This window comes from Janthinobacterium sp. SUN026, assembly GCF_030397625.1.
GTDB classification, from domain to species: domain Bacteria; phylum Pseudomonadota; class Gammaproteobacteria; order Burkholderiales; family Burkholderiaceae_D; genus Janthinobacterium; species Janthinobacterium kumbetense.
Map to the genome: position 1 here is coordinate 62,785 of NZ_JAPQNU010000001.1, position 13,381 is coordinate 76,165.

Genomic DNA, 13,381 nt, shown 5'->3' on the forward strand with positions numbered 1-13,381 from the left:
ATTTTCTCCACGTCAACCCGCGGTGCGCCGCCCAACCACAGAAGCCATGCTCCATACACTGTCCATTCGCGATTTTGTCATTGTCGATACCATTGAACTGGAATTTTCCGCCGGCTTCAGCGTGCTGACGGGGGAGACGGGCGCCGGCAAGTCCATCCTCATCGATGCGCTGACCCTGGCGCTGGGCGGGCGCGGCGACGCCAGCGTGGTGCGCGAAGGCGCGGCCAAGGCCGACATCACGGCCGATTTTTCCGTCAGCGAGGTGGCGCAAGCGTGGCTGGTCGCCAATGAGTTCGCCAACGACGAGGGCGGTGCCCTGTTGCGCCGCGTAATCGACAACGCGGGTCGCTCGAAGGCGTATATCAACGGCATCCCCGCCACGGCCGCGCAGCTGCGCGAGCTGGGCGACATGCTGGTCGACATCCACGGCCAGCATGCGCACCAGTCCTTGCTGAAAAGCGAAGCGCAGCGCGCCTTGCTCGACGGCCAGGCGACGGCGCGCGAAGCGGGCGCGGAACAGGATGCGCGGCAAGTTGCCGCCCTGCACAAGCGCTGGCGCGCCCTCGTGCGCCAGCGCGAGGAATTCGAAACCAACGCCGCCAATGTGCTGTACGAGCGCGAACGCCTGGAATGGCAAGTGGGAGAACTGGAAAAACTGGCTGCCAAGCCCGGCGAATGGACGGAGATCACGAACGAGCACAGCCGCCTGTCGCACGCGGCCAGCCTGCTGGAAGGGGCGCAGGAAGCCTTGTCCATCATTTCTGAGCAGGAAGACCATCCGATCGTGTCGCAACTGTCGGGCCTGAACCAGAAGCTGGGCAAGCTGGTGTCCGTCGATGCGGAATTGCAACCGATTGTCGACCTGATCGAATCGTCGCGCATTCAATTACAGGAATCCGTGTACGCGCTGAACAATTACCTGGACCGGGTCGAACTGGACCCGGAGCGCTTGCACCAGCTCGACGCGCGCATGGAAGCCATGCACAGCACGGCGCGCAAATTCCGCGTCACGCCGGAAGAGTTGCCTGAGGAACACGCGAAGCTGTCGGAAAAGCTGCAGCACTTGGCCGACGCCTCCGACATCGAGGGCTTGCTGCGCCAGGAAGCGAAGATCGAGGCGGAATACCGCGGCGTGGCCGAACGGTTATCAAACACGCGGCGCGCCGCCGCCCTGGAACTGGGGCATGCCGTCACGCGCGCCATGCAGGAACTGAGCATGACGGGCGGCAGCTTTGAAATCGCCCTGCACCCGTGCGAACCGGCCGCCCACGGGCTCGAACAAGTGGAATTTCTCGTCGCCGGCCATGCGGGCACGGCGCCCCGCTCGCTGGCAAAAGTCGCGTCCGGCGGCGAACTGGCGCGCATCGCGCTGGCCATCTCCGTCATCACCTCGCACGCCACCACCACGCCGACCCTGATCTTCGACGAGGTCGACAGCGGCATCGGCGGCGCCGTCGCGGAAGTGGTGGGGCGGCTGTTGAAACGCCTGGGGCAGGGACGGCAAGTGCTGTGCGTGACCCACTTGCCGCAAGTGGCCAGCCAGGCAAATCAGCATTTCCAGGTGGCAAAAAGCACCCTGGACAATGGCAAGACGGCGTCGCGCATCGACATGCTCGACGCCAAGGCCAGGGTGGAAGAAGTGGCGCGCATGCTGGGCGGCCTGGAAATCACGGCCACCACGCGCAAGCATGCACGCGAATTGCTGGCTATCTAGTACACCTAACCAAACCTACTGCGCGTCGCGGGTCGCGGCCTGCGATGCTCACTGCCTCGGCGGCCCCATGCTTCGCACAGCTGCGCTGCTCGGGCCAACGGGGGCGCCGAGCCTCGCTGCCGCTCGCTACGGTTTTGTTAGGTGTTGTTAGCGTAAACCGGTCTGGTGAGAATGGCAGTTAGCCTTATGCCGTTCCTTTCCATCTTTCCCGATGTTGACGCAATGTAACTATAATGGTCGGCTAATCCATCCAACGCCTTCGAAGAGCCTTCATGTCATTTCAAACAGAACCGCCGTACACGCATGGCAGTATCGACCGCAGCGCCGTGGTGCTGGTCAACCTGGGCACGCCCGATGCGCCGACTTCGTCGGCCGTGCGGCGCTACCTGAAGCAATTTTTGTCCGACCCGCGCGTGGTGGAGATTCCCCGTCTCGTCTGGTGGTTCATTTTGAACCTGATCATTTTGCCTTTCCGCTCCGGCCAGTCGGCCAAGAAATACGCGTCGATCTGGACGCGCGACGGTTCGCCCCTGAAAGTGCACACGCAAAAGCAGGCGAAATTGCTGGCCGGCGCCCTGGCCGAGCGGGGGCACGATGGCGTCACTGTGGCCATGGCCATGCGCTACGGTTCGCCTTCCCTGCCGGAGGTGCTGGCCAGGCTGAAAAGCGAAGGCTGTGAGCGCATCGCCATCCTGCCGGCCTATCCGCAATACTCGGGCACGACGACGGGTTCCATCTACGACGCCGTGTTTGCCCATTACGCCACGGTGCGCAATGTGCCGGAATTGCGCTTTATCAAGCAGTATCACGAGCACGACACGTATATCGACGCCTTGCGCGATTCCGTGCTGAACCACTGGGAAGCGCATGGCCGTCCCGAAAAACTGGTGATGAGCTTTCATGGCGTGCCCAAGCGCACCTTGCTGCTGGGCGATCCCTACCACTGCCAATGCCTGAAAACGGCGCGCTTGCTGGCGGAAAAGTTGAAATTAAGCAAAGATCAATACGTGGTGACCTTCCAGTCGCGCTTTGGCAAGGCCGAATGGCTGCAGCCGTACACGGCGCCCACCCTCGTGGCGCTGGCGCAACAGGGTGTCAAGCGCGTCGACCTGCTGTGTCCGGGCTTTACCAGCGATTGCCTGGAAACCTTGGAAGAGATCGCCATGGAGGCCAAGCATGACTTCGAAGCGGCCGGCGGCCAGCAGTTTCATTACATCGCTTGCCTGAACGAAACGCCAGCCTGGATCGCGGGCCTGGCGGAAATTGCCGAACAGCACATGATTGGCTGGCCGACGATGAAGACGGCGGCGCAGCGCGAAGCGGACAAGAAGGCGGGCGAGCAGGCGCGCACGGCGGCCCTGGCCCTGGGCGCGCCGAATTAAAGGAAATTATTTTTTGATAATAAAAAGCCGCGCTTGCGCGGCTTTGTCATGTCTGGCGCAGCCAAGGGGTTTTCCGAATAGCAACATCGCCAGTGGCGATGGCTGCGGCGGGGCTGGTAGAATGCCCGCTTTGCCGTGGGAAGCCTGGAAAATCAAGGGGGGCGCGCACGGATCGCTGCCCGAAATGGGAAGTGCTTTGTAATAAGCTGTAACATGGATCGCTGTAATTCCGGTTTTGCCATGCATACCCCTTGAAACAATAGGATATAGCCCCATCTGCCCGTTAGTGTTGTAAAGATAGTTAGACTAACTCATTTAAGTCATTGATTGTAGGAGCTTTTCAGATGCAAGATCAGGAAAACCAAGCTGTACCTAATCCGCAAGCGGACGCCGCGGCGACTGCCCCATCGACTCCCGCAGAGCCTACTTTGGAAGAGCAGCTGGCGAGTACCGAAGCGCGTCTTGCAGAGATGCACGATGCCTTCATGCGTGCCAAGGCCGATGGCGAAAATATCCGCCGCCGCGCGCAGGAAGATGTTGCTAAAGCGCATAAATTCGCAGTGGAAAGCTTTGCCGAAGCCATGGTGCCGGTGAAGGACAGCCTGGAAACGGCGCTGACGGTGGAAACACCGACCATCGACTCGCTGAAAGAAGGCGTCGAGATGACCCTGAAGCAACTGAACGCCGCGTTCGAGCGCAACCGCCTGGTGGAAGTGTTGCCGGTGCAGGGCGAGAAGCTCGATCCGATGAAGCACCAGGCTGTTGCCGTGGTGCCAGCGGACCAGGAAGCCAATACCATCGTGTCAGTCCTGCAAAAGGGCTATATGATTGCGGACCGCCTGCTGCGTCCAGCCATTGTAACGACCGCGCAAGCAAAATAATCAGAGGGCGGCATCAAGCAAGCCTTGAAACCATGCCGCTTTGCCACATATAAGAACCATCTGAAATCTAGCAAATAAAAGGAAAAAAATCATGGGTAGAATTATCGGTATCGATCTGGGAACCACGAATTCCTGCGTTTCCATCATGGAAAACGGTCAACCAAAGGTAATCGAAAACGCTGAAGGCGCACGCACGACGCCGTCGATTATTGCTTATCAAGAAGATGGCGAAATTCTCGTCGGCGCGCCGGCGAAACGCCAGGCCGTGACCAATCCGAAAAACACGCTGTACGCAGTCAAGCGTTTGATCGGTCGCAAGTTCGACGAAAAAGAAGTGCAAAAAGACATCGCGCTGATGCCGTACCAAATCATGAAAGCCGACAACGGCGATGCATGGATCGGCGTACGCGACAAAAAACTGGCGCCGCCGCAAATTTCGGCTGAAGTCCTGCGCAAGATGAAGAAAACGGCAGAAGACTACCTCGGTGAAGAAGTCACCGAAGCCGTCATCACCGTGCCTGCGTACTTCAACGACTCGCAGCGTCAAGCCACCAAGGATGCCGGCCGTATCGCTGGCCTGGACGTCAAGCGCATCATCAACGAGCCAACCGCGGCAGCGCTGGCGTTCGGCCTGGACAAGACCGAAAAAGGCGACCGTAAAATCGCCGTGTATGACTTGGGTGGCGGTACGTTCGACGTGTCGATCATCGAAATCGCGGATGTTGATGGCGAGAAACAATTTGAAGTGCTGTCGACCAACGGCGACACCTTCCTGGGCGGCGAAGACTTCGACCAGCGCGTCATCGATTACATCATCGACGAGTTCAAGAAGATCAACGGCATCGACCTGAAAAAAGATCCGATCGCCCTGCAGCGCATCAAGGCTTCGGCCGAGCGCGCGAAGATCGAATTGTCGTCGTCGCAACAAACCGAGATCAACGAGCCGTACATCGCCATGGCGAACGGCGCACCGGTCCACTTGAACCTGAAGATGACCCGCGCCAAGCTGGAGTCCTTGGTGGAAGAGCTGATCACGGCCACGATGGAACCATGCCGTACCGCTATCAAAGATGCTGGCGTGAAAGTGTCGGACATCGATGACATCATCCTGGTCGGCGGTATGACGCGTATGCCGAAGGTACAGGAAAAAGTGAAGGAATTCTTCGGCAAGGATCCACGCAAGGACGTGAACCCGGACGAAGCCGTCGCCGTGGGCGCAGCGATTCAAGGTTCGGTCCTGTCGGGCGAACGCAAGGACTTGCTGTTGCTGGACGTCACCCCTCTGTCCCTGGGTATCGAAACCCTGGGCGGCGTGATGACCAAGATGATCCACAAAAACACGACGATTCCGACCAAGTTCAGCCAAGTGTTCTCGACGGCCGACGACAACCAGCCTGCGGTGACCATCAAGGTCTTCCAGGGTGAGCGCGAAATCGCCGCCGGCAACAAGGGTCTGGGCGAATTCAATCTGGAAGGCATCCCGCCAGCATCGCGCGGCACGCCACAGATCGAAGTGACCTTCGACATCGACGCCAACGGCATCTTGCATGTCGGCGCGAAAGACAAGGCCACCGGCAAGGAAAACAAGATCACGATCAAGGCCAATTCCGGCTTGACCGAGGCTGAAATCCAGAAGATGGTGAAAGACGCCGAGTTGAACGCGGAAGAAGACAAGAAGGTCAAAGAATTGGCCGAGTCGCGCAACCAAGCCGATGCTCTGGTACACTCGACCCGGAAATCCTTGACCGAATACGGCGACAAGCTGGATGCGGGCGAGAAAGAGAAGATCGAAGCGGCGATCACCGACCTGGAAGCAAGCATCAAGGCGGGCGACAAGGCTGAGATCGACGCCAAGGTGGAAGCACTGTCGAGCGCATCGCAGAAACTGGGCGAAAAAATGTATGCCGACATGCAAGCGCAGCAAGCTGCCGGCGGCGCGGAAGGTGCACAGCAAGCTGCTGGCGCATCGGACGCAGGCGCCAAGCAAGACGACGTTGTTGACGCTGACTTCAAAGAAGTCAAAGACAGCAAGTAATTGTCTTGCGCTCCCATGAACTGGGGGTAGCCGGGCTGAACGCTACATCGCGGGATTAGCCGCGAAGACCGGCCGAGCCGAGTCGCTGCGCCTAGCGCAGCACTCGACTCGGCTTTTTCGTGTAATTTTTACATCAGTAGATAGACTGCAAGGTGCCGACAACATGGCAAAGCGTGATTTTTACGAGACACTCGGTGTCGCAAAAAATGCTTCGGAAGAAGAGATCAAAAAGTCTTACCGTAAACTGGCGATGAAATACCATCCGGACCGCAATCCGGATAGCAAGGAATCGGAAGAAAAGTTTAAGGAAGTCAAAGAAGCCTACGAGATGCTGACCAATCCGGAAAAGCGCGATGCGTATGACCGTTACGGTCACGCTGGCGTGGACCCGAACATGGGCGGCGGTGGCGGCTTCGGCGGCGGTGCTGGCGGCTTTGCCGACAGCTTCGGCGATATCTTCGGCGACATCTTTGGCGGTGGCGGTGGACGCAGCCGCAATGCGGGTCCACAGGTGTACCGTGGCGCCGACTTGCGCTACAACCTGGAAATTACACTGGAGCAAGCTGCTCACGGCTTCGACACGACCATCCGCGTGCCGAGCTGGGACAAGTGCGACACGTGCCACGGCAGCGGCGCCAAGCCGGGCACTTCGCCCACCACCTGCGGTACGTGCGGTGGTCACGGCCAGGTGCGCATGCAGCAAGGTTTCTTCAGCATTCAGCAAACCTGCCCGAAATGCCATGGCAGCGGCAAGGTCATCACTGACCCGTGCACGCCATGCGGCGGTGCCGGTCGCATCAAGCGCAACAAGACCCTGGAAGTGAAAATTCCAGTCGGTATCGACAACGGCATGCGTATCCGTTCGTCCGGCAACGGCGAACCGGGCACGAATGGCGGCCCGTCGGGCGACCTGTATGTGGAAATCCACATCAAACCGCACGCCGTGTTCCAGCGCGAAGGCGACGACCTGCATTGCGAAATGCCGATCTCGTTCGCCAAGGCGGCCCTGGGCGGCGAAATCGAGGTGCCGACCCTGAACGGCAAAGTGTCGTTCACGATTCCCGAAGGCACCCAGTCAGGTAAAACCTTCCGCCTGAAAGGCAAGGGCATCAAGGGCGTGCGCTCCGGTTACGCGGGCGACCTGTTCTGCCACGTGGCCATCGAAACGCCGGTGAAACTGACGGAAAAACAGAAAGACCTGCTGCGCGACTTTGAAAAGTCGACGACCGAGGGCGGTGCCAAGCACAGTCCGCAAAGCAAGACCTGGAAAGACAAGGTCAAGGATTTTTTTGAGTAAGCACACGTAATACCATGCGCCGGGATGCTGAAACATCCCGGCGTTTTTTTCACCACGACTGAGAAATATGCACGCATCGCCGGCCTATGGGCGCGATCTGCCGCCAACTCAGTCGTACGCACACAATGGGAGCGATATGACCGAACCGAAAAATGGCCTGGCCCTGGCGGAACTGCTGCAGCGTAACCGCCGCTGGGCCGACTCGATGGTGGCGAAAGACCCGAACTTCTTCAAGAATCTGGAAGCGCAAACGTCGCCCGAATACCTGTGGATCGGCTGCTCCGACAGCCGCGTGCCCGCCAACGAACTGCTGGGTATGGCGCCTGGCGACGTGTTTGTGCACCGTAATATTGCCAATGTGGTTGTGCATTCCGACCTCAATTGCCTGTCCGTCCTGCAATTTGCCGTGGACGTGCTGAAAGTCAAACATGTCATCATCGTCGGCCATTACGGCTGCAAGGGCGTGCATGCGGCCATGACGGGCACGCGCATCGGCCTGGTCGACAACTGGCTGCGCCACGTGCAGGATGTGGGCCAGAAGCATGAGCGCTACCTGGGCGACGTGCTGACCAGCCGCCAGCGGGGCGACCGCCTGTGCGAACTGAACGTCGTGGAACAAGTCTTGAACGTGTGCCAGACCACCATCGTGCAAGATGCGTGGGAACGCGGCCAGGAACTCAGCGTCCATGGCTGGGTCTATGGCTTGAAGGATGGCTTGCTGAACGACCTGGAAGTGACCGTCAAGGCCGGCCACGAACTGGCGCCGCGCATGGCGGCCCGCCTGGCCCGCTACGAAGCGACGGCGTAAGCCAGCAATGCTGGCGCGGCGCTAAGGTGCCGCGCCTTCCAGGCGGCCCAGGTAGTCGGCCGCCTCCCGCACGCCCTCTTGCGCCGCCTGGCGCAGCCAGGTCTTGGCCTGGGGAATGTCCTGCGGCGTGCCCCGGCCTTCGGCCAGCGCCACGCCATAGTGGTAGCGCGCCAGCCGCGCATAGCCGGCGTCATCATTCGTATGCGCGCCGCGCCGCATCAGCGCCGTCGCCTGCGCCAGGTCCTTGGTCACGCCGATGCCCGTTTCATACAGCTGGGCCAGCCAAATCATCGAATACACATCGTTCCAGCGCCGGATGCAATCTTCAAAGATGGCGACGGCGGCCGCATGGTCGCCCGTCTTGTCGGCCGCATAGCCGTACAAGCACTTGATGCGCTTGTCGCTGTGCACATAGGCTTTGTAGCTGAGATCACTTTCACCCTGGCTATCCTGGGCATGGACGGGAACAGTCAACAGCAAGGCGAGCAGCAGGGCGTAGGTGGGCATGGCTTTCCCGGGGCTAGGGTTAAAGCTTGGTAGATAAGCAAGTTGCGTGCTAGCGCAATTCCCGGGCAACGCCGGTACTGCTGTGCCAATTCGTGACAGCCGCTGTGGCAGCGTGGCGCAACGCGCCGCGCATATCCATATAGTAAATGCTTCGTTTGCAAGCATGGCTGGCCGGCATACAGTGGACTTCCCCTGACTCTTGGCGAATTCCCATGTCGGCCGTCCTGAAACCCGCGTTTTCTTCCAGCCCGTTCCGTATCGAGACTTTCGATGCGCCGCTCGGCGCGCAAGTGCTGGGGCTGGACCTGGCGCAGCCGCTGTCGCTGGGCGACTTCCAGCGCCTGCACCACGCCCACCTCGACCATCACGTGCTGGTGTTCCGCGACCAGCGCATCACGCCGCAGCAGCAAGTCGATTTCAGCCGCCGCTTCGGCCCCCTGCAAATCCACGTGCTGCGCCAGTTCCAGCTGCCCACGCAGCCGGAAGTGCTGATCATCTCGAACATCGTCGAGGATGGCCAGCCCATCGGCCTGGGCGACGCGGGCCATTTCTGGCATTCCGACCTGTCATACAAGGAAGTACCCAGCCTCGGTTCCATGCTGCACGCGCAAGAGTTGCCGCAGGACGGAGGCGATACCGTGTTTGCGAATATGCACCTGGCGTGGGAAAGCTTGCCGGCCGCGCTGCGCCACGCCGTGCGCGGCGCCCGTGCCGAGCATAGCTACCTGAGCCAGTACGAGGAATTGCGCCGCCGCAACCCATGGCGGCCCGCGCTGACGCAGGCGCAGGTCGATGAAGTCAAACCCGTGACGCACCCCGTCGTGTGCGTGCACCCGGAAACGGGCCGCCGCGCCCTGTTTGTCAGCGAACACTTCACCACGCGCATCGTCGGCTTGCCCGACGATGAAAGCCGCGCCCTGCTCGATGAACTGTTTGCCCACAGCGTGCGCCCGGAGCATTTATATTTGCACCGCTGGCAGCCGCACGACCTGGTGTTCTGGGACAACCGCTCGCTGATGCACCTGGCGACGGGCTGCCCGCCCGACCAGCGCCGCAAGTTGTATCGCACCACCATCGAAGGCGATGCGCCGTATTGATTTTTTTGACTGTTGATCTGACCCAAGGAGTGTCCATGTTGCCGATCTTTAGCTTTGCCCGCCGCCTGCTCGCCGCCATCGCTCTGCTGTGCATGGCCATGTCCATGGCACGGGCCGAAGGGCAGATCCGCATCGCGGGCCAGCATGGCATCACCTTCTTGCTGCTCAATATTGCGCAGGAACAAAAGCTGATCGAAAAGCATGGCAAGCAGCAGGGCGTCGATGTCAAGGTCGAGTGGATCACCCTGTCCGGCGGGCCGGCCATCAATGACGCTTTGTTGTCGGGCAACATCGATATCGCGGGGGCCGGGCTGGGGCCGCTGCTGACCATCTGGGACCGCACCAAGGGAAGGCAGAACGTGCGCGGCGTGGCTTCGCTGGGCAATTTTCCCTACTATTTGATCAGCAACAACCCCAAGGTAAAAACCTTGGCGGACTTGACGGACAAGGACCGCATCGCCCTGCCCGCCGTGTCCGTTTCCGTGCAGGCGCGCATCCTGCAAATGGCGGTGGCGAAGCAGTGGGGCGACAAGGAATTCGCCCGCCTCGATAAGATCACGCAAACCCTGCCGCACCCGGACGCGGCGGCCGCCATCATCGCCGGCGGCACGGAGCTGACCGGCCACTTCGGCAATTCGCCGTTCCAGGAACAGGAACTGGCGCAAAACCCGAACGCCCACATCATCCTGAACTCGTACGACGTGCAAGGCGGGCCCAGTTCGTCGACCCTGCTGTATGCGACGGAAAAGTACCGCAAGGACAATCCGAAGACTTACCGCGCCTTCATCGCCGCCTTGGCGGAAGCGGCGCAGTATGCGAGCAGCAATCCGCAAGGCGCGGCCGACATCTATATCAAGGTCAACAAGAGCAAGGTGGACCGCAACCTGCTGCTGAAAATCTTTGCGAATCCGCAAGTGCAATTCAAGATCTCGCCGCAAAACACCCATGGCCTGGCGCAATTTTTGCACCGCGTGAACGCCATCCGCAACCTGCCTGACAGCTGGCGCGACTACTTCTTTGACGACCCTGCCATTACGCAAGGAGGCTGACATGAACGCACCCGCTTTTCACCTGGTACGTCCGCCAGTCGCCTTACAGCCTTTGCTCAGCGTCAAGAATGTCAGCCTGGAATATCGGACCGAACAGCGCACCGTGCGCGCCACGCATGACGTCAGTTTCGACGTGTTCCGCGGCGACCGTTTTGTGCTGCTGGGGCCATCCGGCTGCGGCAAATCGTCATTGCTGAAAGCCGTGGCCGGCTTCATCGCGCCGCGCGCGGGCAGCATCGCCATGCAGGGCCAGGCCATCCAGAAACCGGGGCCGGACCGTGTCGTCGTATTCCAGGAATTCGACCAGTTGCCGCCATGGAAAACGGTGCTGGAAAACGTCATGTTCCCCTTGCTTGCCAGCAAGCGGCTGGACAAGGTGGCGGCCCGGGAGCGCGCCCATCACTGGATCGCCAAGGTGGGCCTGGCCGGTTTCGAGGATGCCCATCCGCATACCTTGTCGGGCGGCATGAAACAGCGGGTAGCCATCGCCCGCGCCCTGGCCATGCAGCCGGAAGTGCTGCTGATGGACGAGCCGTTTGCCGCCCTCGACGCCTTGACGCGGCGCAAGATGCAGGAAGAGCTGAGCCGCTTGTGGGAAGAGCTGCGTTTTACGCTCGTGTTCGTCACGCATTCGATCGAGGAAGCCTTGGTCGTGGGCAACCGCATCCTGCTGCTGTCGCCTCATCCGGGCCGGGTACGCGCCGAACTCAACAGCCATCAGTTCGGTCTGCACAGCGCCGGCAGCGCGGAATTCCAGGCTGCCAGCAGCCGCATCCATGGTTTGCTGTTCGATGAGGACGTTGCTCCCGCCCAGCAAGCTGACGCGGCACGCAGGGAGGCCGTATGAGCGCGCTGCTGGAACCGCCGATCCGCCAGGAATTCGTCTACGCGGCACCGCCGCCGGCCGGCGTCACCGTCGAGCGGCCGCTGTCGCGCTGGCAGCGCCTGGGCCAGCATGCGCTATGGCGCAAGGCCTTGATTTTGCTCAGCCTGGCCCTGCTGTGGGAAGGCGCGGCGCGCTGGACGCACAACGATTTATTGTTGCCCAGTTTTTTGCAGACGGCGCAGGCATTCATCGGCGGCATCGCCAGCGGCGAATTGCTCACGCGTACGGCCGCATCCCTGGTCGTCTTGCTGCAGGGCTATGCCATGGGCGTGCTGGCCGCCTTCGTGCTGACCTTGCTGGCCGTGTCCAGCCGCATCGGGCGCGACGTGCTGGAAACCCTGACGGCCATGCTGAACCCGCTGCCCGCCATTGCCCTGTTGCCGCTGGCTTTATTATGGTTTGGCCTGGGGCGCGCCAGTTTGATCTTTGTCATTGTCCATTCCGTGATGTGGCCGCTGGCCTTGAACACGTATGCGGGCTTCCAGGGCGTGCCCGACACCCTGCGCATGGCGGGCCGCAATTACGGCTTGAACGGCTTGCGCCTGGTGCTGCACATCCTCGTGCCGGGCGCCTTGCCTTCTATCGTCTCGGGCCTCAAGATCGGCTGGGCGTTTGCCTGGCGCACCCTGATCGCGGCCGAGCTGGTATTTGGCACCACGTCGGGCCAGGGCGGCCTGGGCTGGTACATTTTCCAGAACCGCAACGAGCTGTACACGGACAAGGTGTTCGCGGGACTGGCAGCCGTCATCGTCATCGGCTTGCTGGTGGAAAACATCGGCTTTCGCAGCCTGGAACGCGTGACTCTCAAGCGCTGGGGCATGCAGCGATAGCTATTTCAGCATGCTGCGTGCCGCCCCGACGATTTGCCGCGACAGCTGCTCCAGGCGCGGCGACTGCACCTTCCACGTATGCCAGTACAGGGCCACGTCGGCCGGGGTCTTGGGCGTGAGCATTTCGACCAGCTCGCCATCCGTATTCGCTTTCAGCAGCAGCTCGGGCACCATGCCGTAGCCGAGGCCGTAGCGGATGGCGTTGAAGTGCGAGGTGGCGCCCGGCACGTAATGGCAGGGATAGGCCCCTTCGGGCAGCCCCAGCGCCTCTTGCAGGAACGACGATTGCAGCGTGTCCTTGCGCGTGTAGGCGACGACGGGCGCCGTGCGCGCCGCCTTGCGCGTCAGCCCGTGCGCGAACCACTGCTGGCGGAACGCGGGCGTGGCCACTAGCCAGTAGCGCATCACGCCCAGCGGCTCGGCCGTGCAGCCGCGCATGGGCTTGGGCTCCGTGCTGATGCAGCCGATCGCCATGCCCGTTTCCAGCAAGGTGTAGGTGTGGTCCTGGTCTTCCACGGTCAGGTCCAGCAGCACGCGCTCGCGTATCAGCACCTCGGACAGGGCCGGGAAGAACCAGGTGCCCATCGAGTCCGCGTTCAGCGCCAGCACCAGGGTCAGCGGGGCATCCTGCTGCACCGCCAGTTCCGCCTGCAAGTCCGCTTCCAGCAGCTTGGCCCGCTTCAGATACTGCATCAGCCGCTGGCCCATGCGCGTGGCGCGCGCAGGACGGCTGCGCACGATCAGGGCGTTGCCCAGCTGGCTTTCCAGTGCCCGCACCCGCTGCGAAATGGCGGGCGACGTCAGATGCAGCCGCAGCGCCGCCTGCTCGAAGCTGCCCGTTTCGACGACGGCGCGGAACGCTTCCGTGTGCTTGGGATTGAGGTCCATGGTGCGC

At 61.3% G+C, this 13,381-nt stretch carries 12 protein-coding genes; 10 read left to right on the forward strand and 2 right to left on the reverse strand.

What is annotated here, in order from left to right; translation table 11 throughout:
• The first annotated feature begins 46 nt into the window (after nucleotides 1-46).
• From recN to can, 6 genes are all read left to right on the forward strand, one after another.
• Entirely contained in the window at nucleotides 47-1,714 is a 1,668-nt protein-coding gene (recN, locus tag OX459_RS00365; protein ID WP_289903283.1) for a DNA repair protein RecN, read from the forward strand.
• 272 nt (nucleotides 1,715-1,986) lie between these two features.
• Nucleotides 1,987-3,096, forward strand: coding sequence for a ferrochelatase (gene hemH, locus OX459_RS00370; RefSeq protein WP_251350096.1), 1,110 nt, complete (start codon nucleotides 1,987-1,989; stop codon nucleotides 3,094-3,096).
• Between the two features lie 344 nt (nucleotides 3,097-3,440).
• The gene (grpE, locus tag OX459_RS00375) at nucleotides 3,441-3,977 is read left to right on the forward strand and encodes a nucleotide exchange factor GrpE (protein WP_251350097.1); all 537 of its coding nucleotides are present in this window, start codon (nucleotides 3,441-3,443) and stop codon (nucleotides 3,975-3,977) included.
• A 91-nt stretch (nucleotides 3,978-4,068) separates the two neighbouring features.
• Nucleotides 4,069-6,012, forward strand: a complete 1,944-nt coding sequence (gene dnaK, locus OX459_RS00380; protein ID WP_070290878.1) for a molecular chaperone DnaK — start codon at nucleotides 4,069-4,071, stop codon at nucleotides 6,010-6,012.
• Between the two features lie 163 nt (nucleotides 6,013-6,175).
• Nucleotides 6,176-7,309, forward strand: coding sequence for a molecular chaperone DnaJ (gene dnaJ, locus OX459_RS00385; RefSeq protein ID WP_086147258.1), 1,134 nt, complete (start codon nucleotides 6,176-6,178; stop codon nucleotides 7,307-7,309).
• 136 nt (nucleotides 7,310-7,445) lie between these two features.
• The gene (gene can, locus OX459_RS00390; RefSeq protein WP_099666328.1) at nucleotides 7,446-8,117 is read left to right on the forward strand and encodes a carbonate dehydratase; all 672 of its coding nucleotides are present in this window, start codon (nucleotides 7,446-7,448) and stop codon (nucleotides 8,115-8,117) included.
• Nucleotides 8,118-8,138: 21 nt separating this feature from the next.
• On the opposite strand, the gene OX459_RS00395 is transcribed toward can, so the two are convergent.
• Nucleotides 8,139-8,624: a sel1 repeat family protein gene (locus tag OX459_RS00395; protein WP_289903285.1), complete on the reverse strand. Its 486-nt coding sequence runs from the start codon at nucleotides 8,622-8,624 to the stop codon at nucleotides 8,139-8,141.
• 212 nt (nucleotides 8,625-8,836) lie between these two features.
• Here OX459_RS00395 and OX459_RS00400 point away from each other — a divergent pair, with 212 nt between their 5' ends.
• From OX459_RS00400 to OX459_RS00415, 4 genes are read left to right on the forward strand one after another with little or no spacing between them, the layout of a single operon-like run.
• Nucleotides 8,837-9,721: a TauD/TfdA family dioxygenase gene (locus tag OX459_RS00400; protein ID WP_289903286.1), complete on the forward strand. Its 885-nt coding sequence runs from the start codon at nucleotides 8,837-8,839 to the stop codon at nucleotides 9,719-9,721.
• A gap of 35 nt (nucleotides 9,722-9,756) precedes the next feature.
• Entirely contained in the window at nucleotides 9,757-10,770 is a 1,014-nt protein-coding gene (locus tag OX459_RS00405; protein WP_289903287.1) for an ABC transporter substrate-binding protein, read from the forward strand.
• Nucleotide 10,771: 1 nt separating this feature from the next.
• Complete coding sequence (locus OX459_RS00410; protein WP_289903288.1) at nucleotides 10,772-11,617, forward strand: ABC transporter ATP-binding protein; 846 nt, start codon at nucleotides 10,772-10,774, stop codon at nucleotides 11,615-11,617.
• Nucleotides 11,614-12,486: an ABC transporter permease gene (locus OX459_RS00415; RefSeq protein ID WP_289903289.1), complete on the forward strand. Its 873-nt coding sequence runs from the start codon at nucleotides 11,614-11,616 to the stop codon at nucleotides 12,484-12,486. Before OX459_RS00410 ends, OX459_RS00415 begins: the two co-directional genes overlap by 4 nt.
• On the opposite strand, the gene OX459_RS00420 is transcribed toward OX459_RS00415, so the two are convergent.
• Entirely contained in the window at nucleotides 12,487-13,374 is an 888-nt protein-coding gene (locus tag OX459_RS00420) for an HTH-type transcriptional regulator ArgP (RefSeq protein ID WP_289903290.1), read from the reverse strand.
• Between the last annotated feature and the right edge of the window lie 7 nt (nucleotides 13,375-13,381).